At 71.6% G+C, this 20,183-nt stretch carries 19 protein-coding genes and 6 tRNA genes; 8 read left to right on the top strand and 17 right to left on the bottom strand.

Annotation, left to right across the window (positions count from 1 at the left end; all coding sequences use genetic code 11):
- Positions 1 to 71: 71 nt before the first annotated feature.
- Positions 72 to 1,013 carry a hypothetical protein gene (locus tag IPJ59_RS17175; RefSeq protein WP_293272525.1) on the top strand — a complete coding sequence of 314 codons (942 nt, stop codon included), beginning with the start codon at positions 72 to 74 and terminating at the stop codon, positions 1,011 to 1,013.
- 133 nt (positions 1,014 to 1,146) lie between these two features.
- On the opposite strand, the gene IPJ59_RS17170 is transcribed toward IPJ59_RS17175, so the two are convergent.
- The 4 genes from IPJ59_RS17170 to IPJ59_RS17155 form a co-directional block, all read right to left on the bottom strand.
- On the bottom strand, positions 1,147 to 2,280 hold the full coding sequence (locus IPJ59_RS17170) for a VOC family protein (protein ID WP_293257364.1): 1,134 nt from the start codon (positions 2,278 to 2,280) through the stop codon (positions 1,147 to 1,149).
- Between the two features lie 261 nt (positions 2,281 to 2,541).
- Entirely contained in the window at positions 2,542 to 3,204 is a 663-nt protein-coding gene (locus IPJ59_RS17165; RefSeq protein ID WP_293272524.1) for a hypothetical protein, read from the bottom strand.
- A 374-nt stretch (positions 3,205 to 3,578) separates the two neighbouring features.
- Positions 3,579 to 5,216: a hypothetical protein gene (locus IPJ59_RS17160; protein ID WP_293272523.1), complete on the bottom strand. Its 1,638-nt coding sequence runs from the start codon at positions 5,214 to 5,216 to the stop codon at positions 3,579 to 3,581.
- 20 nt (positions 5,217 to 5,236) lie between these two features.
- The gene (locus IPJ59_RS17155; protein WP_293257373.1) at positions 5,237 to 5,449 is read right to left on the bottom strand and encodes a hypothetical protein; all 213 of its coding nucleotides are present in this window, start codon (positions 5,447 to 5,449) and stop codon (positions 5,237 to 5,239) included.
- 214 nt (positions 5,450 to 5,663) lie between these two features.
- On the opposite strand from IPJ59_RS17155, the gene IPJ59_RS17150 reads away from it, so the two are divergent.
- Complete coding sequence (locus tag IPJ59_RS17150; protein WP_293257376.1) at positions 5,664 to 5,894, top strand: hypothetical protein; 231 nt, start codon at positions 5,664 to 5,666, stop codon at positions 5,892 to 5,894.
- Positions 5,895 to 5,921: 27 nt separating this feature from the next.
- Here IPJ59_RS17150 and IPJ59_RS17145 read toward each other — a convergent pair whose 3' ends face one another.
- Both IPJ59_RS17145 and uppS read right to left on the bottom strand, forming a co-directional pair.
- The gene (locus IPJ59_RS17145) at positions 5,922 to 6,767 is read right to left on the bottom strand and encodes a phosphatidate cytidylyltransferase (protein ID WP_293272522.1); all 846 of its coding nucleotides are present in this window, start codon (positions 6,765 to 6,767) and stop codon (positions 5,922 to 5,924) included.
- 4 nt (positions 6,768 to 6,771) lie between these two features.
- Positions 6,772 to 7,581, bottom strand: coding sequence for a polyprenyl diphosphate synthase (gene uppS, locus IPJ59_RS17140; protein WP_293272521.1), 810 nt, complete (start codon positions 7,579 to 7,581; stop codon positions 6,772 to 6,774).
- 305 nt (positions 7,582 to 7,886) lie between these two features.
- Between uppS and IPJ59_RS17135 the strand changes: the two genes are divergently transcribed.
- Together IPJ59_RS17135 and IPJ59_RS17130 are read left to right on the top strand one after the other, a co-directional pair.
- Positions 7,887 to 8,294 carry a YbjN domain-containing protein gene (locus tag IPJ59_RS17135; RefSeq protein ID WP_293272520.1) on the top strand — a complete coding sequence of 136 codons (408 nt, stop codon included), beginning with the start codon at positions 7,887 to 7,889 and terminating at the stop codon, positions 8,292 to 8,294.
- Positions 8,295 to 8,296: 2 nt separating this feature from the next.
- Positions 8,297 to 9,100, top strand: coding sequence for a PspA/IM30 family protein (locus IPJ59_RS17130; protein ID WP_293257388.1), 804 nt, complete (start codon positions 8,297 to 8,299; stop codon positions 9,098 to 9,100).
- A 121-nt stretch (positions 9,101 to 9,221) separates the two neighbouring features.
- On the opposite strand, the gene IPJ59_RS17125 is transcribed toward IPJ59_RS17130, so the two are convergent.
- Genes IPJ59_RS17125 through IPJ59_RS17110 form a run of 4 tightly spaced genes read right to left on the bottom strand, consistent with a single transcriptional unit; the run spans position 9,222 to position 13,565 of the window.
- Positions 9,222 to 10,283: a hypothetical protein gene (locus tag IPJ59_RS17125; RefSeq protein WP_293257391.1), complete on the bottom strand. Its 1,062-nt coding sequence runs from the start codon at positions 10,281 to 10,283 to the stop codon at positions 9,222 to 9,224.
- A gap of 34 nt (positions 10,284 to 10,317) precedes the next feature.
- Positions 10,318 to 12,039, bottom strand: a complete 1,722-nt coding sequence (locus tag IPJ59_RS17120; RefSeq protein WP_293272519.1) for a formylglycine-generating enzyme family protein — start codon at positions 12,037 to 12,039, stop codon at positions 10,318 to 10,320.
- A 33-nt stretch (positions 12,040 to 12,072) separates the two neighbouring features.
- Positions 12,073 to 13,062: a helix-turn-helix domain-containing protein gene (locus tag IPJ59_RS17115; RefSeq protein WP_293257397.1), complete on the bottom strand. Its 990-nt coding sequence runs from the start codon at positions 13,060 to 13,062 to the stop codon at positions 12,073 to 12,075.
- Entirely contained in the window at positions 13,059 to 13,565 is a 507-nt protein-coding gene (locus IPJ59_RS17110; RefSeq protein ID WP_293257400.1) for a hypothetical protein, read from the bottom strand. The genes IPJ59_RS17115 and IPJ59_RS17110 overlap by 4 nt, the downstream gene beginning before the upstream one ends.
- 167 nt (positions 13,566 to 13,732) lie before the next feature.
- Between IPJ59_RS17110 and gshB the strand changes: the two genes are divergently transcribed.
- The 4 genes from gshB to IPJ59_RS17090 all read left to right on the top strand — a co-directional run bounded on the left by gshB (position 13,733) and on the right by IPJ59_RS17090 (position 18,454).
- Entirely contained in the window at positions 13,733 to 14,695 is a 963-nt protein-coding gene (gshB, locus tag IPJ59_RS17105; protein WP_293272518.1) for a glutathione synthase, read from the top strand.
- Between the two features lie 49 nt (positions 14,696 to 14,744).
- Positions 14,745 to 15,590, top strand: coding sequence for an RNA polymerase sigma factor (locus IPJ59_RS17100; RefSeq protein WP_293257406.1), 846 nt, complete (start codon positions 14,745 to 14,747; stop codon positions 15,588 to 15,590).
- A gap of 69 nt (positions 15,591 to 15,659) precedes the next feature.
- Complete coding sequence (locus IPJ59_RS17095) at positions 15,660 to 16,826, top strand: oxygenase MpaB family protein (protein ID WP_293272517.1); 1,167 nt, start codon at positions 15,660 to 15,662, stop codon at positions 16,824 to 16,826.
- Between the two features lie 179 nt (positions 16,827 to 17,005).
- On the top strand, positions 17,006 to 18,454 hold the full coding sequence (locus IPJ59_RS17090; RefSeq protein WP_293272516.1) for a cryptochrome/DNA photolyase family protein: 1,449 nt from the start codon (positions 17,006 to 17,008) through the stop codon (positions 18,452 to 18,454).
- Positions 18,455 to 18,478: 24 nt separating this feature from the next.
- Here the strand turns inward: IPJ59_RS17090 and IPJ59_RS17085 are convergent, their stop codons facing one another.
- From IPJ59_RS17085 to IPJ59_RS17055, 7 genes are all read right to left on the bottom strand, one after another.
- Positions 18,479 to 19,201, bottom strand: coding sequence for a GIN domain-containing protein (locus tag IPJ59_RS17085; protein ID WP_293257415.1), 723 nt, complete (start codon positions 19,199 to 19,201; stop codon positions 18,479 to 18,481).
- 18 nt (positions 19,202 to 19,219) lie between these two features.
- Positions 19,220 to 19,303 (bottom strand) — tRNA-Leu (locus IPJ59_RS17080).
- A gap of 26 nt (positions 19,304 to 19,329) precedes the next feature.
- Positions 19,330 to 19,414: transfer RNA gene (locus tag IPJ59_RS17075), tRNA-Leu, on the bottom strand.
- Positions 19,415 to 19,455: 41 nt separating this feature from the next.
- A tRNA-Pro gene (locus tag IPJ59_RS17070) sits at positions 19,456 to 19,530 on the bottom strand.
- A gap of 23 nt (positions 19,531 to 19,553) precedes the next feature.
- Positions 19,554 to 19,627 (bottom strand) — tRNA-Pro (locus tag IPJ59_RS17065).
- Positions 19,628 to 19,632: 5 nt separating this feature from the next.
- Positions 19,633 to 19,706: transfer RNA gene (locus IPJ59_RS17060), tRNA-Arg, on the bottom strand.
- A 6-nt stretch (positions 19,707 to 19,712) separates the two neighbouring features.
- Positions 19,713 to 19,786: transfer RNA gene (locus tag IPJ59_RS17055), tRNA-Pro, on the bottom strand.
- Between the last annotated feature and the right edge of the window lie 397 nt (positions 19,787 to 20,183).

Below are 20,183 nucleotides of genomic sequence, written 5' to 3'. Positions count from 1 at the left end.
GCGCGCGCGTGCCGGGTGTAAGCGCCGCCGCGGGCCAGCGTTTCGGATGCATCACCGCAGGAAGTCCCGCCATGCTCCGCACGCCCGTCGCTCCCGTCCTCCTCTCCCTCGTCGCCGCCGCCGCCCTGTCCGGCTGCGCCAAGCGCAGCGCGACCGACTCGTCGATCGGCGCCCCCGAGCCCATGACCGGCGCCCCCGCGTCGGGCCCTGCCGGCACCGCTGCCGCTGGTGCTGCGACCTGGACCTCGCCGACGCGCACCGGCGCGGACGAGGCGATGGCCTCGCGCGACGTGGCCCGCTACGACGGCGACGCGAGCGTGAGCGCTGCCCCGGTCGCGCCGATGCAGGAGAAGAAGAGCGCGGGCCTCGGCACCTCGTACGGCGAGCAGCGCTTCAGCTCGGTCCGCTCGGTCCGGTTCCGCCGCGCCGACATGACCCACCCCGACGCGCTGCTCTCGCTGCGCTACAACGACGCCGAGGGCGTCAGCCAGATGGCGCACTGGAAGACCGGGCAGTACCCGCAGCGGGCCAACTTCCAGTCGGGCGCGCTGGCGCTGACGCTGCGCGACGACGCCGGCAACGCGCTCCCGGGCGCGCAGATCGGCAGCGACGTGTACGCGGTCGGCGAGGCGGGTGCGCGCTACACGATCGGCGTCGAGAACCACAGCGCGCAGCGCTACGAGGTGGTCGCCTCGGTCGACGGCCTCGACGTGATCGACGGTGGCGAGGCCGACTTCACCAAGCGCGGCTACCTCATCGACCCGTACACGAGCTTCGTGATCGAGGGCTGGCGCACCGGCGACGACACCGTCGCGGCCTTCCGCTTCAGCGACATGGACGACAGCTACGCCGGCCGCACCGGCAAGGCCCGCAACATCGGCGTGATCGGCCTCGCCTTCTTCCGCGAGGAGGGCCAGGTGCCGCACGACGAGCTGCGCCGCCGCGATCAGGCCGACCCATTCCCCAACCGCTACGCCCCGCCCCCGCCCGGGTACCGCGCGAACGGCTACTGAGACTGATGTCCCTCGGGACATGAACGAAGCGCCAGGTCGATCGCTCGGCCTGGCGCTGATTCGTGGTCGACGGTCGGCTGTCGCGCCCATTCGCGGGCGTAGCGGGCCCTCTGCGACCCCTTCGCCGCGGCGATCAGGTGGTCGGCTTGGGCTGCTGCGCCATCTGGGCCTTCATGCGCTCGCCGATCTGCTCGGGCGTGAGGTCCTCCTTGTGGGTGGCGACGCCCCAGAAGAAGCCCGCGGGGTCGGTGACGCCGCCGTAGCGGTCGCCCCAGAACATGTCGGTCATCGGCATGGTGACCTTGCCGCCGGCGCTGGTCGCCTTGCTGAACTGGGCGTCGGAGTCGCTGACGTAGAAGTGCAGCGCCACCGGCGAGCCGCCAAGGGTGATCGCCGACTTGCCGCCCATCTCCGGGAACTCGTCGCTGAGCATGAGCTTGCTGGTCCCGAGATCGAGGCCGGCGTGCATGATCTTGCCGTCCGGCGAGGGCATGCGCTCGGTCTCGATGGCCCCGAAGGCGGCCTTGTAGAAGTCGATCGTCTCGGCGGCCTTGGGCACGACGAGCGCCAGCGTGACGGTGTGGTAGCCGTCGGGGATCGGGCCCTTGGCCGGGGTGCCGGCGATCTTCTTCCACGCGGGCTCGGCCGGCTTGCCCTTGGCGGGCTTGGCCTTCTTGGTCTTCTTGTCGGCGGGCGCGAACGCCAGCGCGGCGCGCTGCTGGGTCTGCTCCGGGGTCACATCCTCGATGTGGGTGGAGATCGCCCAGCGGTGACCGAAGGGGTCGATGACATGGCCGTAGCGGTCGCCCCAGAACTGATCCTCGAGCGGCATCTCGGCCTTCGCGCCCGCGGCGGTGGCGGCCGCGTAGGTGGTGTCGGCGCTGGCGACGTAGATCATCAGCGTGGCCGGCGTGCCGCCGAGGGTGAGCGGCGACTTGGTGCCGTTCATCTCCTCGTCGACGAACACGATCGAGTCGCCGATCTTGACCTCGGCGTGCATCGTCTTCCCGTCCGGGCCGGCCATGCTGTAGACCTTGGTCGCGCCGAAGGCCTTGACGTAGAAGTCGACGGCCGCGTCGACGCCCTTCACCGTGAGCTGCGGGGTGATGCTGAAGAAGCCGTCAGGGATCGGCTTCGCCGCGGGCTTGGCGACGGGCGCGGGCGCGGGCGTGGACGCCGGCTCGGGCGTGGCGGTGTCAGCCTTGGGTGTGCCGCACGCGAGCGGGGCGAGGACTAGGACAGAGAACAGTGCGCTGCGGATCTGCATGAGCTTCCTTGCCCGACCCTGAGGGGGTGGTCGGGCGCGGGAGGGTGGCAAAAGCGCGCAGCAATGTCCAGGCGTCGAACCGGTGTTCTGACGGGGATTGGCGGGAACCTGGAGGGAACGGGCGGGCGGCGTGGGGAGTCACTCGCGGCTGCCCGGGCTCACACGCGTTCGGCGGACCGCGAGGTCGACGATGAGAGCTGCCCGGGGCTCACATGTGTTCGGCGAAGCCGCTGGCGGGGTCGACGATGAGCGCTGCCCGGCTCACACGTGTTCGGCGAAGCCACTCTGAGGATCGACGATGAGGGTGAGCTCGCCGCTGTCGATGCGGCGACCGGGGAGGCGGCGGGCGTCGACAGCGACGACGGCGAGGTAGGCCTCGTCGTCGCCGGCGAGCGAGGCCGGGAGGCGGACGGTGTCGACCTTGCTCGGCTCGCGCAGGACGGCGGCGACGGCCGCCTGATCGACGGGGGTGCTGTCGGCGCGCTGGAGGGCCTGCAGTCGGGTGGCCAGGGTGCGCAGGAGGCCCGAGTCGAAGCGCTGTGTGGGGGCCGGGGCGAACACGACGCGCGCGGGCAGGACCGCGTCGCTCGGCTCGTAGAGCGCCGGGTCACCGGCGACGACGCGCCCGAGCACCAGCGGACCTTCCGTCAGCGCCTTGCGACGGACCGGCCCGGACCGGACCTGGGCGGCGGCGCTGAGGACGAAGCCGACGAGCAGGAACAGGGTGCCGGCCATCATGTAGCCCCAGCCGACCACCGCGAACGAGGCGAGCACGCCGAAGACGATGATCGAGACGCCGCCGAGGCCGGCGAGCGCGTCGCCGAGGCAGCCGCGATCGCCCCGCGCCATGCGCTGGAGATCGGCGTCGAGGACCCGCGGCGTGGCCTCGTAGCGGCTGCGGGTGGTGGCGAGCGCGTCGGTCATCGCGGCGGTTTTAGGGCCGCGAGCGCGTCGGTGTCAACGCCTGTCCCAAAGGACAGCTATCGACGAAGGGGCCGGCCCGCGGCGGCAGTGAAGCCGCCTGCGGGGCCGGCGGAGAGGCGCACGAGAGCACGGGGAAGCGCGGGTGCAGAGCAGCGGGCGGAGCGATGAGGAGAACAGGAGCTCGAGGCGTCGAGGTGCGTGCGCGCGGGCAGCCTCGCAGGTCGCGGGGCAGCGGTCAACGGCCGTCGCGCAGGGCGGACGAACATGACGGCTCAACGCCCGGCGCGCAGCTCCGTGGCCGTCGCACGGGTGACGAAGCTGGGACACCCCTCGACCACTCGGGCGAGCGGCTCGGTCTGTCCCAGCTTCGTCGCTCAGGCGGGCTCGGGCTCGACAGGCTCTGGGTGGAGCTCGTCGGCGTCGGCCGCTTCGTCGGCAGCTTCAGCCCCCTCGTCGACACTGTGCGCGTCGGGTTCAACCGCGACGTCATCGAGGCCCTCATGCGGGTCATGCGGGTCATGCGGGTCATGCGGGTCATCATGCTCCGCGTCATCGTCGCTGGTCTCGTCGGCGGCGAGGTCGGCCGCGGTGACCTCGACCTCGACCGCCTCGTGCGAAGAGGCAGCTGCGAAGCCACGCTCGACGCGGTGGGCGTCGCACATGCGCTCGGGCGAGAGCTCGCCGTAGGCGGTCTCCCGCAGGCGCATGCCGGGGATGTACAGCCAGGTGCCCTCGCAGCCGGGCACGACGCAGGGCATGGTCTCGGCGCCCTCGGGGATGCCGCCCTCGCTGCCGGGCCGGAAGCTCGCGGCGAACTCACCCTTGGCACACTCGCCGCACAGCTTCAGAGGATCTGCGAGGCGCCCGGCCAGGAAGGCCTGCAGCTGCGCGCCGGTCTTGAAGGTCCAGGTCTTGACGCAGCCCGGTCGACCGCAGGCGACCTCGCGGTCGGGGTGCGTACGGCAGAATTCGCGGCAGACCTCGCACATGCGCCGCGGTGAGGCCGGCTCATAGTCGACGTCGTCGCTGCCCGAGAGCACCCAGGCCCGCATCTGGCTCGCGCGGTCCCAGGTCCAGGTCCGCGAACAACCGTGCACCTTGCAGGGCTGCTCCCGCGCCTGGACCCGGCTCAGCTTCTGCGCGCACAGGCCACACATGCGCTCGGGCGGACCCTCAGGGTTGGGCAGCGGCTTGCCGCCGCGCCGCCGCTTGCGTCGCCGCTTGCGCTTGTCGCCGGGGTCGGCGTCGGCCTCGGACTCGGCGCCCTCGGCCCTTCCCTCAGTCGCGCCGCTGTCCTCGGCGACCTGTCCCTCGGGACCGGAACCGACGGACAGCTCCTCCGCGACCTGACCCTCGGGACCGGAACCGACGGACAGCGCCTCCGCGACATGACCCTCGGGACCGGGCCCGGCGGACATGTCCTCGGGGACAGCTGCGGCGACCGCGGCGACCGCCTCGTCGCGCAGCGGGATCGGCCGCTCGACGTTGGTGTCGAGCTCGATCACCTGCGCCTCACCGGCTGGAGCGCCGCGCTGACGCCGGCGCTGCTGGGGCTCGCCGTCCGCGCGCGGAGCCTCGAGCTCGGACGCTGCGGCCTCGCCCGGGCGCGACGCCTTGGCCCGCTGACGCAGGACCCACAAGCGGTGGCGCAGCTGAGCGTCGCGCGACCAGATCCAGCTGCGCTTGCAGCCGTCGATCTTGCAGCCGAGCTCGACGTCGTGGGTCTCGCGCTCGGCGTTGAAGCACTCCGCACACAGCCGCGAGGGCCGGCGCAGCTTGCCAGTGCGCTGCATCTCGGCCAGCTGGGCGCCGCGCTTCCAGGTCCAGGTGTTCGGACAGCCCGGCGTGCGGCACGGCACCTCGCGGTCGGCGAGCTCGTTGAACTGGCCGAGGTGCTCGTCGCACATGCGGTCGGGCGGCGGCTGGCCGAAGCCGCGGATCTGCTGCGCGGCGAACCAGGTCCAGGTGTTCTGGCACCCGGCGATCCGGCAGGGCACCTGCTTGTCCTGCATGGCGCTGAACAGCGAGGCGGTCAGCGGTGAGGCGCTGTCGTTGCGACGGTCGTCGCCACGGCGGTCGTCGCGACCAGGACCGCGACGATCGTCACGCCGCGGCCGATCGTCTCGCGGCCGATCGTCTCGTGGACGCTCCGGTCGTGGTCCGCGCGGACCGTCGGCCTGCGGACCCCGGCTGCGATCGCCGTCACCACGAGGACGCTCGCCCGCGCCGGCGTCGCGAGGGCCACGCTCTCGCTGCCGATCGCGGCCGCCCTGTGCCTCCGGCCCACCCGTACGCACGGATGGCCCGCCTGAATTGCCCTTGGGGTCCTCTGCCACGGCGCAAGTATCAGTCCGCGGGCTCGCCCCGTCCAGTCCGCACGGGCGTGCGCCCGCCCGCGGGTCTATACTGTCGCCTCCGCGATTTTCTCGCGCCCCGGAGGTTCATACATGTTGTTGGCCATGATCGGTTTCGGAGTCGCTGGCGCCACCTTCGCCTACGCCAAGAAGAAGCGGGCGTCGAACGGCACCGCCGCCGCCGCTGCCACAGCCACGGGCGTGGGCACGGCGGTGGTCGGCTCGCTGGTGGTCGCCGCCAGCAGCGTGCTCATCCCGGCGGCGATCGTCGGGGGGATCGGCTACTGGTACTTCAAGCGCGGCGACAAGCCCAAGGCGCTGGGCGCCGGACGCTGACCCAACCACTGACGTGGTGCTGAGGCGCTACGCCTGCACCACCAGGCGAACGTAGTAGTAGACGACAGGCGCCACGAACAGCAGCGCGTCGACCCGGTCGAGCATCCCCCCGTGCGCACCGAGCAGCGCGCTCGAGTCCTTCACCCCGTAGCCGCGCTTGAGCATCGACTCGAACAGGTCCCCGACCTGCCCCACCAGCGAGCCGAGCACACCGAGCACCAGCGCGTGCTTCAGCGGCAGCTGGGGCACCAGCCACAGCGAGCCCGCGCCGACCGTCGCCAGCACGCCGCCGACCACCCCGCCGATGGAGCCCTCCACCGTCTTGCCCGGGCTGACCGCGGGGTAGAGCTTGTGACGCCCCCACAGTCGACCGAAGATGTACGCGACCGTGTCCGAGAGGAAGGCCAGGGCCAGGGTCATGAACAGCCAGCTCGGCCCGAACTCGAGCTTGATCAGCGACCACACGCAGGCCAGCAGCGGCACGTAGAGCAGGCTGGCGAGGCACACGGCCATGTGCCGACCGGCGCTCTGGAGGTGGTGGCGGCGCAGCAACATGGTCGCGGCCACCACCACCACGCACAGGCTCAGCAGCGGCGCCAGCACCACGCCGACCTTGGACCCCTGGTGCACGAAGATGGTGGGCAGACAGCTGATCGCCCCGCCGAGCAGGCCCACGACGACCAGGCGCAGCGGCCGTTCACCGTCCTCGGCGCGCACCGGCAGGGCCATGCGCAGGAACTCGTCCTGGGCGAACATCGTGGCGATCGCCGCCATCGCCAGGATGCTCCACGGCGAGGCGTCGAGGTAGAGCCCCGCCAACAACACCGGGATCAGCACGACCGCGACCCACAGGCGGCGCAAAAAGTCGGTCATCGCTTCAGCCCTTGCCCCGCTGCGGCGGGAACAGGCCCGGGTAGCCCGGCTCCTCCGCCGCCTCCGCGTCGGGCACGGTGCCGAAGCGCCGCTCTCGCCGGGCGTAGTCGTCGAGCGCCGCCTGCAGGTGCTCGCGCGCGAAGTCCGGCCACATCGCCTCGCTGAAGAACAGCTCGGCGTAGGCGACCTCCCACAGGAAGAAGTTGGAGATCCGGTGCTCGCCGCTGGTGCGGATGAGAAGGTCGAGCGGAGGCAGCAGGCGGCTCGAGTCGAGCTGGGCCTCGAAGGCGCGGGCGTCGACGTCCTCCGGACGCAGCTTGCCCGCAGCGACGGCGCGACACAGGCGACGCGCGGCCTCGGTGATCATCTCGCGGCCGCCATAGCTGAGCGCGAGGCACAGGGTCATGTCGGTGTGGTGGGCCGAGGCGGCGATGAGCTCGCGCATGGGGTCACGCACGTAGCCCGGCAGGCGCTCGGTGTCGCCGACGGTGATCAGGCGGATGCCGTTGTCGAGGATCTCCGAGCGCTCCTCGAGCAAGTAGCGGTTCAGCAGCGCCATGAGGTGGAACACCTCCTGCGGCGGACGGTCCCAGTTCTGGCTCGAGAACGCGAACAGCGTCAGCGCCTCGATGCCGATCGCCCGGGCCGCCCGGACCACGCGGCGCACCGCGTCGGCGCCGTGCTCGTGCCCGACCTCGCGCGGCAGCCCCTGCTGCCGCGCCCAGCGGCCGTTGCCGTCCATGATGATGCCGACGTGCCGCGGCAAATTGACCGGCAAACTGATCGGCGAGTTGACCGGCAGTTCGGCCGGCACCTCGGGTAGCCCGCTGCCCCCTGGCGACTCGCTCGCGGTCACAGGCGCCCCCCGTCGACCACCGTGGCGGCGCGCGTGGCGTGATCGGGGGGCATGGCGAACCTTGGCGATCCCTGCATGGCGGCGACGTGTCTCCGGGGGCGAAGCGGGATACCACGGCCAGGGCCCCCCGCGAAAGCACTTCGAAAGCACTTCGAGGGCCTCCGAGCGGCCGTTTGGCCCGGGGACGGTTGCCGCCCCGCGGGCCGATCGCATAGAATCCTCGGCCCGAGCCTCCGGCTCGCAGCCGCGCAGGTTCCCCGCCCATGAGCTACGCCGATACCCTCGAATCGTACATGCTCCGCATGGAGTGCCCCCACGAGCAGGTGTCCGACGACACCTGGGTGCTGGCCCCGGACAGCCTCCGGCACGCCCGCATCATCGTCCGCATCGACGAGCCGATCGTCCTGTACTCGACCCCGCTGTTCGGGGTGACCGAGCTGACGCCGGATCGCGAGGAGCTCTACCGCAAGCTGCTGCAGTTCAACGACAACCTGCTGCACTGCGCCTACGCCCTCGACAACGGCCAGATCGTGCTGTCCGGCGCCCAGCAGATCGAGGACCTCGACTACGGCGAATTTCAGGCGATGATCGAAGACATGGTGATGGCGATCGACAGCCACCTCGACCAGCTCACCAAGTGGCGGCCCGCAACGATTCAGGAGGGCACCTAATCATGGGACTTTTTTCACGACTCGGCACGCTCATCCGCTCCAACATCAACGAGCTCATCAACAAGGCCGAGGACCCTGAGAAGATGCTCAATCAGGTCCTGGTCGACATGAAGCAGCAGCTCATCGAGGCCAAGAAGCAGGTCGCCGTCGCCATCGCCGACGAGAAGCGCATCAAGAAGCAGTGGGAGATCGAGGCCACCAAGGCCGCCGAGTGGGAGAAGAAGGCCATGCTGGCGATCCGCGCCGGCGACGACGTGCTCGCCCGCGCCGCGCTCGCCCGCAAGGCCGACCACGACGAGGTCGCCGGCCAGCTCAAGGACCAGTGGGAGGCGCAGAAGACCTCGGTCGAGAACCTCAAGGGCGCCCTCCGCGGGCTCGACAACAAGATCGAGGAGGCCAAGCGCAAGCGCAACCTGCTGGTCTCGCGCCAGAAGCGGGCCGAGGCCCAGCGCACTATCAACGAGACGCTGTCGAGCATCAACAGCACCAGCGCCTTCGACACCTTCGACCGCATGTCGGACCGCGTGACCCAGCTCGAGGCCGAGGCCGAGGCCACCGCGGAGATCGGCGGCGTGCTGGCGGAGGGCAGCCTCGAGTCGCAGTTCAAGGCGCTCGAGGCCAGCAGCGTCGACGACCAGCTCGACGCGCTCAAGCGCAAGATGGCCCTCACCGCCGGCAAGACCGAGGACCCCAAGCAGCTCGGCTCCGCCAAGGCCGCCGCTGGCGAGCCCCCGGTCGACGACCTCAAGGCCGCCGAGATCGACGCGCAGCTCGAGGAGCTGAAGAAGAAGCTCTCGAGCTCCTGAGCCCGACGCGCCGGGCGCGTCGCGCATGGCCCAAGATCCGGGCCCAAGATCCGGGCCCAAGATCTGGCCCCAAGATCTGGCCCCAAGATCTGGCCCCAAGATCTGGCCCCAAGCTCTGGCCTCAGCCAGCGGGGCTCGCCGGTGCGACGGCGATCGTCGGTGCGGCCGAAGCTGGGCCGTCGGGCAGATCGTGCAAGGCGAACTGCACGGCCGCCTCGATCGTCTCCTCGGGCCCGAGCGGGAAGTCGCGGCTGTGCCAGCGCACGATGCCGCGGTGGTCGATCACCAGGATCACCGGCGCGAGGATGCGGTCGAACAGCCACTCGCGGATGTCCGAGGCCGGGTTCTCCAGGCCGAGGTTGTTGGGATCGTCGGCGGCAGAGTCGAGGTCGAACAGCGGGATCAGATCCTTGGTGCCGGGCGGGACCTCGCTGCGGATGTGATCGCGGGTCTCCTGGTTGATCGCGTAGCGCAGGTTGCCCCCGCCGGCCTGCGCCGGGGCCACGTCCGCGTCGATCCCCGGCCGGAACCCGCGCGACTCGCCCTCGCTCGGGAACACGAAGAAGACGTCGACGCCCGCGTTCAACAGCGCAGGGTCGTGGCGCTGCAGCTGCGCGTAGTAGCCGGGCAGTTCGGCCCACAGCGCGCTCTTGTGGGCGATCAAGTACGGCAGCTCCCAGACGACGATCACAGCGCCGCGGCCGTAGAGCTCGCGGCCGTTGATGTAGCCGCGCGGCTCGTCGCCGCGGTACATCCGCAGCGCCGGGATCGCGTGGCCGAACAGGCGCAGGCGGGCCCACTCGGGCGCGCGGTCGAGGGCAGCCGCGCCGACGGTGAGCAGCGGCGGGACGGCCTTGATCGGCGGCATGTCGCTGTGCGGCGTCGCTACCAGCTTCACGTCGACCGCGCCGCCGCCGTGCTTCGCAACCTTGAGCGCGACGGGCGTCCCGCGGGTCAGGTTGGCGGCGTCCAGCTCGGCGCCGCTGGTGATCGCGTGACCGTCGACCGCGAGGATGCGATCGCCGCGGCGGATCTGCTCGCAGCCGGCGGCGCAGCCGAGGTTGTACGCGACCCACACGCCGCCGCCCGACAGCTCGGCCGACGAGGGGGGCGCGACGGGCGGGTTCGGGTTCGCCCCGCACGCAGCGAGGAGCATGGCCAGCGCGACGAGATGGCGTTTCATCCGCAGCAGCATACTCCGCCGCGCCGCCGGGGCCTCAGCGGACGCAGCGAAACCCCACCGTGCTGAACGCCGAGGCCGGGTTCAGGCCGTAGCGGTACGACGCGCGCAGCACCGAGGGCCCGTCGTAGTAGCTGCCGCCCCGGACCACGCGGACCTGGCCGCTGTCGGGTCCGAGCGGGTCGCTGCGGAACGGCCCATAGGTGGTCTTCGCGTACCAGTCGTGGACCCACTCCGACGCGTTGCCCGCGAGGTCGTGGACCCCCTCCGGGGTGGCCCCCTCGGGTCGCAGGCCGACCGGGCGCGTGTGCTCCCAGCAACCATCGAACTGCGCCAGCGCGCAGGTCGGAGGATCGTCGCCCCACGGGTAGCGGCTCTGCTCGAGGCCGGCCGCGGCCCGCTCCCACTCCGCCTCGCTCGGCAGGCGCTTGCCGACCTGCGCGCAGTACTCCGCGGCCTGATACCAGTCGACGCACACGACCGGATGATCGCCAGCGGTTAACAGTTCGGGGAGCTTGCCCCCGCGGACGAACGCGTGGCCGTCCCACACGAAGCAGCGGCCCGCGTCGATCGGCGTGCACACCCCGGCGTCGACGCACTGCTGGTACTCGGCCTGCGTCACCTCGAAGGGGTCGATCGCGTAGCGCGACAGCTTCACGCGGAAGGCCGGCTTCTCGTCGCGCTCGCACAGCGGGTCACCGCGCTGCGGGCAGCCCATGTAGAAGCTGCCGCGTGGGATCGTGATCATCGCCTCCTTGATCCACCGCGAGGGTCCGACCTCGAGGGTCGCCTCGGCCAGCGGCCCCCCGCTCGCCGCCCGCAGGCTCGCCAGCGCCGGGCCACGCTCACGGACCCGACGCGCGACCGGGAAGTCGGCGCCGTACAGGCTCGGCTGCGCGATCGTCGGATCGGGGCTCGTCGCCCGCAGCGTGCGCACGAGCTGGCGCAGCAGCTCCACCGAGCTGACGTTGCCGTTGCCGTCGAGGTCGGCCCAGCCGCGCAGACCGCCGAGCAGCAGGTACGAGAGCGCCGGAGACACCGTGCCTGGCAGCTGCTCGACGCAACCGGGGCCGAGGCCCGCGCTGTAGATCGCGACATCCGCCGGCTCATGCCGCGACTGCGGCGGGCCCCGCCAGCCGCGCTCGCGCAGCGATCGCGTGATCACGTTGTTGCGGATCCGCGGCGGCGGCGTCCCCGGCGTCCCCGTGCCCGAGACGCCCGACCCACCGCCACCCTCGCAGCCGTCGAGCACGACCACCGCCCGCGGGTGCTTCCCGTAAGCGACGCGCCCGAGCACCGCCGCGATCGCATAGGTCGGCCGGGCCGCGTCGGCCAGCCACAGCTCGCCGTACGCGCCCGGCTGCGCGCTGGCGATGTGCCCGACGAACACGACCCACAAGGTCCCGCCCGCGCCGATGCGTCGACGCGTGCGCTCGACCGCGCGATCGATCGCCACCGGCGTCGCCTCGGCGTCGCGCAGCAGCGTGATGCGCCGCGGCTGGATGCCGCGACCCTCGCGGAAGTAGCGATACCAGGCCGCCCCCATCGCCGCAGCGCCGGGCCGGTCGCCGAGCTGCGCGTAGTCCTCGACCGCGATCACGAGCGCCGCGTCGTAGTGGCCGCCGGTGGCCGCCGGCGCCGGGATCATCAGATCCGGATACACCGTCCCGCCCGGCGAACGCCCTGGCGCCGCGCTGCTCGCCAGCCCCGCGGGCCAGCCACAGCCCGCGAACAGCAGCAGAGCCAGCAGGCGACGCACGAGCGGCGAGTGTAGCGGCCGCCCCTGCCGGCGTCAGCCCGCCGCGCCGAGCTCGCGGCGCAGCGCCTGGATCACCTTCGTGACCTGCTGCCTGCGCTCCTTGAGCGAGCTGTCCTTTTGTGCAGGTGCCAGCCCGTCGACGCCGGCACAGAAGCGCTCGAGGTGCGCGAGCGCCTGGCCCTTGCCCCCGACCGCGAGCAGCGCGCGCGCGAGGCCGTAGTGCGCCTCGAGGTGGTCCGGCGCGGCGCGCAGGAGCAGGCGGTAGCCGGCGATCGCCGTGTCGTGGTCGCCGAGGCGCAGGGCCAGCGCCGCCAGGTTCGACTGCGCCTCCGGCTGGTCCGGGTCGCAGCGCAGCGCCTGGTCGAAGTGGTCGCGCGCGCCGTCGAGGTCGCCGACCGCGGCCAGCAGCGCCCCGAGGTTGGTGTACGCCGCCGCGAACTCCGGGTCCTGGTCGAGGGCCCGGTCGTAGGCCTGGCGCGCGTCGAGGAAGGCCGCGTCGTCGGGGTCCTGGCCGTCCCACGCCTTCTCGCGCTCGCACGCGACGGTGAACCACTCGTAGGCGCTGCGGTCCTCGTCGGCGCACTCGTCCTGCGCGCGCGGCATCGCCAGCACCTGCGTCGCTTGCTGCTGCAAGGTCTGGACGCTGAAGTCGAGCAGGCCCTGGCCGGTCGCGGCCTCGAAGGTCTGCTCGCCGGTGTCGACGATCACCCGGTCGTGCTCGCAGCGGACCCGCAGGCGCGACAGCGGCTGGTCGATCTCCGGCAGCTTCACCTTGAGCGCGTCGAGGCTGCTGCGGACGCGTTGCAGCGACAGCCCGGCGCCCAGCAGCTCACGCGCCACCTTGAGGCCGATCAGATCGCGGAAGCTGTACCAGGTGCGGCCCTTGACCCGGATCGACGGCTGCAAGAACCCGGTCTGCGACCAGTAGCGCAGGCGACTCTCGGGCAGGTCGAACAGGCGCGAGACGTCGCGGATCGAGTAGGCCGCGCCCGGGGTCTCGTCGTCGGGGTTCGTCGTCTTCATCGCAGGCCAGCCTTCCGTGCGGGCTCCAGGGTTACCATGGCGTCGCCGTCGATGAGCACCTGCGTGCCCTCCGCGCGCGCGTGGTGGTCCATCTCGATGTGCAGGCAGGCCTCCGCCACCTTCGCCATGCGGGCCAGCTCCGGGCGGGCCAGCGCGACCAGCTTCTTCTGCACCCGCGTGCTGCCGATCATCAGCTCGGCCAGGCGCTCCGCGGTCGCCACGTCGGCGGGCTCGCGGAAGTAGGCCGCGCAGCGGCGCAGGTCGAAGGTCACCATCACCGTCGCGTAGAAGCGGCGCTGCGGCGATCCGCCGCCCAGTTCCTCGCCGCCCTCGACGACGTGCTCGCCGTACCGCCACAGCACCTCGAGCGCGCTCGGCGAGAGCGTCTCGCGGATCTCCCGGCGGATGAGCTGGACCTTGTGGACCCGCGCCCAGCGGGCCTCCGGCAGCAGCCCCAGCAGGGGACCTGCCGCCGGGCGCTTGGTAGGGGGTGAGGTGCTCAAGTGTCCTACAGATATTACATCAACTCACCTAGCGCTCAAATTTCGCACTTTCGCGGCCAGCGGCTCAGGGAAGCCCTTACACGGGTGATCTCCGGGGAGTCCGGCTCGCGCAGCCAGGGGCGCGACCGCGCCTCGCACGCCTTTACGAGCAGGTATGCTGCGGCCCGATGACCACCCACGGCGACGTTCTCTTCGTCCTCGACCCCCTGTCGACGATCGACGCTCACAGGGACAGCTCGTACCTCATGATCGCCGAGGCTCAGCGGCGCGGCTTCCAGGTGTGGTCGGTGGAGCTCGGCGGCCTGTTGCTCCGCGGCGCCGACGCCTTCGCCTACGCCACGCCGATCAGCGTGCCGCGGCTCGGCCAGCCGGTGGTCGTGCGCGGGCCCTCCGAGGTGCGCGAGCTGGCCAGCTTCCGCGTCGTGTTGATGCGCAAGGACCCGCCGGTCGACGCTCACTTCATCGTTGCGACCTGGGCGCTCGACCGGGCGGCCCAGCGAACCCTCGTCGTCAACACCCCGCAGGGGCTGCGAGATCTCAGCGAGAAGCTGGCGATCCTCGAGTTCCCGCAATTCATCCCCCGCAGCTTCCTGCTGCGCACCGTCGGCGATCTGCGCGACGCCCTGCACGAGCTCGGCGGGCAGATGATCCTGAAGCCGGTGTACGGCTACGGTGGCCGTGAGGTGCTCATCGCCCGCGAGGGAGATCCCAACCTCAGCACATTGTTCGAGCTGGCCACGCGAGACGGCACGACCTGGACGATCGCCCAGGCCTTCGTCCCGGCCGCAAAGGACGGCGACAAGCGCATCTTGCTGGTCGACGGCGAGCCGATCGGCGCCGTGATGCGGGTGCCGGCGTCGGGCGAGCTGCGCAACAACTTCCACGCGGGCGGCTCGCCGGCGGCGACGGTGCTCAGCGCCCGCGACCTCCAGATCTGCGCCGCGGTCGGGCCCTTCCTCCGCAGCCGCGGACAATTCTTCGTCGGCCTCGACGTGCTCGGCGAGTACCTGACAGAAATCAATGTGACCAGCCCTACAGGAATGCAGGAGATCAATCGCCTCGAGAACCTCACAGACGACGCCACCATGCAGGCAAAATTCTGGGCCGCCTTGGTGACCAAGCTCGGCTAGCCGGCGCGCGCGATCGCAAATGGTGCTAGACCAGACCCCAGCTCTCGAGATGCAAGCCCTTCTGCCCACGCTCCGCCAGGTCTACGCCGCCGAGCTGCCGCGTCTGTACACGGTCGCGTTCCACATGAGCGGCACGCGCAACGACGCCTACGAGCGCCTGTGCGAGCTCGCCGGGCTGCCGCTCGCGCCGACCGTGCTGGGCACGAAGAACCCCGGCCACGCGCTGCTCGGGCTGCTCGCCCGCCACATCGAGGAGTTCCTCGGTCGCAAGGCGGAGAAGAGCTTCCAGATCCTCGACGACATCCTCCGCGACGACATCACCCACCCGATCGACATCAACACCCGCGGCATCGACGGCGACTTCAACCGCGTGCACCCGCTGCTGTGGGAGCTCAAGCGGACCTGCCTCACCTCGGTGCTCGGCTGCCTCCCGCCGGGCGTGCGCATCTCCTTCATCCTCACCGACCTGCTCGGCTTCGGGCCGGGCGCCTCGGCCGAGCTGCTCGGCATCAACGAGAGCGCCTACCGCGTCCGCCTCACCCGCGCCCGCAAGCGCCTCGACAATTACCTCGCCCCGCTCTGCCAGCACGTCGACCGCCAGAACCCGTGCAACTGCGAGGGTCGCCTCGGCGTCGCCCTGGCCAAGGAGTTCATCTCCTTCCCGCCGCACACGGACGACATCCCCCACGCCCCCTACGACGCCGGCCCCGAGTACCACGAGATGGGCGCCCTCTACCGCGCCCTCCCGCCGATCACCCTGACCGAGGCCCAACGCGACGAGCTGCTGGCCCGCTGCGTCGAGCCGCTCCCGTCGCCGATCTCATCACCGATCGCGTCGCTCGAGCCCGAGATCGAGGTCGACCTCGAGATCGACCCCGCGGCCAGCGACGCCTGAGCCACGAGGCTCCCACAAGGCCGCACGCATGCGGCGAAACCTGCCCACAGCGACTACAACAGGGAGCCGATGCCCGTCGCCATCCCCGCCCGCGTGCACAACGTCGACGCCGCCCGCTCACAGTTCGGCGCCCGCGTCGACCGCCTGATCGCCGCCCTCGAGCGCCAGGACCCGCTCGCCGACGCCGCCGCCGCCGCGCTCAGCGAGCTCCCCGCAGGCGGCCACGCGCTCGTCGACGCCGCCCTCCTTGGCGCCACCGAGGACGCACCGCCCGCGCTGCGCGAGCTGCTGGCCAGCGTCGCCGAGTTCCCGCGCTGGGTCGACTGGACCCGCGTCGAGCGCGGCTGCCACCTGTTCCTGCGCGCCGGCTTCGCGGGCGGCCTGGTGCTCGGCCTGCGCTCGCTCCCCTACGGCTACGCCGCGCCGGCCGGCAACAAGCCGCTGGTGTTCTCCGGCCGACTCGCCGAGCGGGCCCCACGGCGCCTGGCAGAGACCGCCCGCTTCGTCGCCGCCGTGTCCGAGCCGGGCGGCCTGCGCCGCCGCGACGCCGGCTTTGCGATCACCCTGAAGGTCCGGCTGATGCACGCGCAGGTCCGCCGCCTGCTGCTGGCGAGCGGCCGCTGGGACGCCGCGGCATGGTCGGCGCCGATCAACCAGCACGACATGCTCGCCACGATCTTCCTGTTCTCGCAGGTCTTCCTCGACGGCCTGCGCCTGCTCGGCCTGCGCGTCGATCGCGGCGAGGGCGACGACTTCATCCACCTGTGGCGCGTCATCGGCTGGCTCATCGGCGTCGACGACGACCTGCTGCCCGACGACGAGGCCACCGCCCGCGCCGCCTCCGAGACCATCTACCTCACCCAGGGTCCGCCCGACGCCGACGCCCGCGCCCTCGTCGCGGCGCTCCTGGGCGCCCCCGCCCAGACCGCCCACACGCCCGCCCAGCAGCGCCGCGCCCGCGCCCGCATGCGCATCACCCGTCAGCTCTGCCGCCACCTGCTCGGCAATCCGCTGGCCGACGCGCTCGCCGTCCCGCACGAGCGCCCGGCCCTCGCCACCCCGATCCTGGTCCGCACCCTCACCGGCCTCGACCGCGCCCGCGCCCGCCTCCCCGCGCTCGAGCGCCTCGCCGCCCAGGCCGGCCGCCGCTACTGGGACGGAGTCATCGCCCTCGGCCTCGGCGACCAGCCCGCTGACTTCGCCCCGCCCACACGCCTCGCCCGCCTCCCCGGCTGACCTGTCCCTCAGGACACACGACATCGTCCACCACGACCTGTCCCTCAGGACACCCCCACCTGTCCCCCGGGACACACGACATCGTCCACCACGACCTGTCCCTCCAGACATCTCCACATGTCCCTTCGGACATCTCCACCTGTCCCCGGGACACCCTCGCTCGCCACGCAAGCCCCCCCATGCCCGTCCCTACCGCCCGGATCTCCGCGCTCAACGCCGTCCCCACCCGCCAAGACGGCGACCACATTCTCTACTGGATGACCGCCGCCCGGCGCAGCGCGTGGAGCTACGGCCTCGACCACGCGATCGCCCGCGCCCGCGAGCTCGGCAAGCCGCTGATCGTGCTCGAGGCGCTGCGCTGCGACTACCCGTGGGCCAGCGATCGCCTGCACGCCTTCGTGCTCGCCGGCATGCGGGCCAACGCCGCCCGCTTCACCGCCGCCGACGTCGTCTATCACCCCTACGTCGAGCCGAGCCGCGGCGCCGGCAAGGGCCTGCTCGCCGCCCTCGCCGCCCGCGCCTGCCTGGTCGTCACCGACGAGTACCCCTGCTTCTTCCTCCCGCGCATGCAGGCCGCCGCCGCCGCGTTGCCGGTGCGCATCGAGAAGGTCGACGGCAACGGCGTCATCCCGCTGCGCGCCGCCGAGATCGTGTTCTCGACCGCCCACGCGTTCCGCCGCTTCATCCAGAAGCGCTGCCGCGAGTTCATCGAGCAGCGCCCCGCCGCCGACCCGCTCGCCCGCCTCGACCTCCCGCACACAGCTGTCCCGAAGGACATCCTCGCCCGCTGGCCGGCCGCGAGCCCCGAGCTGCTGGCCGGCACGCCCGCCGCGCTCGCCCGCCTGCCGATCGACCACAGCGTCGCCGCCTGCGGCGAGGGCGGCAGCGAGGCCGCCACGCGGGCGCTGCGGGCCTTCCTCGCCGACGGCCTGCCGCGCTACGGCGACCGCAACGACCCCGCCGCGAGCTGCACCAGCGGCCTCTCGCCGCACCTCCACTTCGGCCACATCGGCGCCCACGAGGTCCTCGCCGCCGTGCTCGCGCGCGAGGCCTGGAGGCCGACCAGGCTGGCCGCCACCGCCAGCGGCAGCCGCGAGGGCTGGTGGGGCGTCTCGCCCGCGGCCGAGGGCTTCCTCGACCAGATCGTCACCTGGCGCGAGCTCGGCTTCAACATGTGCTTCCACCGGCCCGATCACGCCGAGTACGAGTCGCTGCCGCCGTGGGCCCGCAAGACCCTCGCTGAGCACGCCGGCGACCCGCGCCAGGTCTACACGCCCGCCCAGCTCGAGTCGGCGGCCACCCACGACGGGCTGTGGAACGCCGCCCAGCGCCAGCTGGTCCGCGAGGGCACGATCCACAACTACATGCGCATGCTGTGGGGCAAGAAGATCCTCGAGTGGAGCCCCGACCCGCGCACGGCCCTCACTACCCTCACCCACCTCAACAACAAGTACGCGCTCGACGGTCGCGACCCCAACTCGTACAGCGGCATCGCCTGGATCCTCGGCCGCTACGACCGCCCCTGGGGCCCCGAGCGGCCGGTGTACGGCAAGCTCCGCTACATGAGCAGCGACAACACCGCCCGCAAGCTGCGCGTCGCCGGCTACCTCGCCCGCCACGCCGCCTGACCCGAGGGACAGGTCACCCCCAGCTCACCCGCAGTCCAGCGCGACCTGGCCGGCCCCGCTGCCGTAGATCTTGATGGTCTCGGTCGCGCACACCCGGATCGCCCCGGTCCCGCGCGCGCGGACCGTGACCGCGGCCGCCATGAACCCGCCCGCGTCGACCGCGGCCGCTCCCTCGACCACCAGCTCGAGCGAGGGCCCCTCGCCCGCGAGGGTCAGCAGACCGTCGTCGATCGCCCGCGCTGTCACGCGCAGCCCCTCGCCGTCGTGCAGCATCACCGACGCCGACTCGTGCACCTCGAGCGCCAGCTCACCGCGGGCCCCGAAGATCTCGAGCGTGCTCGTGTCCTCGGCGAAGCCGCTGGCCAGCGCCGGCACGCTGGCCGTCACGGTCGGACCCAGGCTCAGCTCGGTGAGGTGGTTCGGGTCGACCGCCGCCGACAGCGTCGCGTCCCCGTGCAGCACCGTGAACAGCCGCCCGAGCGCGTTGCTGTCGCCGGCCACCGTCAACGCCACGGGCGCCCCGGCAGGCAGCGCCGGGTCGATCGTCACCGTCGCCGCGAAGCCGTCGAAAACCTCGATGGCGGTGAAGGCTGGCAGCTCGCGCGTCTCGCTGCCCTGCTCACCGTCGCCGTGCAGCGTGCAGGCGAGCCCCAGGCAAGCGAGCGTGACGACCGGACGCAGCACCGCGCCGAGCATACCGGTCGGCTTGCCGCGCGTCATCAGCGAGGACCCCCCACCGCTCGTCATCACGAAAATTCGCTCCAATGCGCAGGGAGGGGCTCGAACCCTCACGCCCTCGCGGGCCCGGGCTTCTGAGGCCCGGTTGTCTACCAATTCCAGCACCTGCGCTCGACTCGACGCGACACACATACAAATGCACAGGGAGGGACTCGAACCCTCACGCCCTCGCGGGCCCGGCCATCTCGGAGCCGGTTGTCTACCAAATTCCAGCACCTGCGCTCGTCTCGCTGCTGCTCCTTCGTTGTCTGAACAATATGAGGTCGGGATGACAGGATTTGAACCTGCGACCTCGTGCATCCCGAGCACGCGCTCTCACCAGGCTGAGCTACATCCCGCTGCGAAGAACTGAGATCAATTGTCGGGACGGCAGGATTTGAACCTGCGACCTCCTGCATCCGAAGCAGGCGCCCTACCAGGCTGGGCCACGTCCCGGGGGATCGGCGCGGGAGGGGTCGAACCTCCAGCCTCCGCATTCGTAGTGCGGTGCTCTGTCCATTTGAGCTACGCGCCGGGGATGTCGAGGCGGCAGGACTCGAACCTGCACCCTCCTGGTTCCAAACCAGGCGCGCTGCCAGCTTGCGCCACGCCTCGACAATATGCAGTTGTGCGCGATCCATCCGCGGCACTGGCACATTGTGAATGTGCGTACCTCGGTCGCTGCGGACGCGCTTGGCGCGGCGCAACGATCACGGACGATCGCAGGGTGATGGCCTATGGCTCCCTCGCGGGAGCGGGCTGTCCGCGCACCACCAGCGCGTGCCTACGCCCCGACCGGGGCGTTCACCGCGTAGGGAGCGGCAGAAGGCGGCCCGGGAGTCGCGGAAGCAGGCGCACGGGGAGCGGCAGACCAGCGCGGGGCTGGAACTGGAGCGTCGACCCATGGATGTTGCTTGCCGTGTTCATGACTGCCTTCGAGGTTTCGTATGTACACCGCGAGAACGACGGCGTCAAGCATTCGATCCAAGTTTTCTTCGTACTACACAGCGTG

The organism is Nannocystis sp. (genome assembly GCF_016714285.1).
GTDB lineage: Bacteria > Myxococcota_A > Polyangia > Nannocystales > Nannocystaceae > Nannocystis.
Note: the sequence above shows the minus strand (reverse complement) of the source record. Positions and strands in the feature narration are given on the sequence as shown.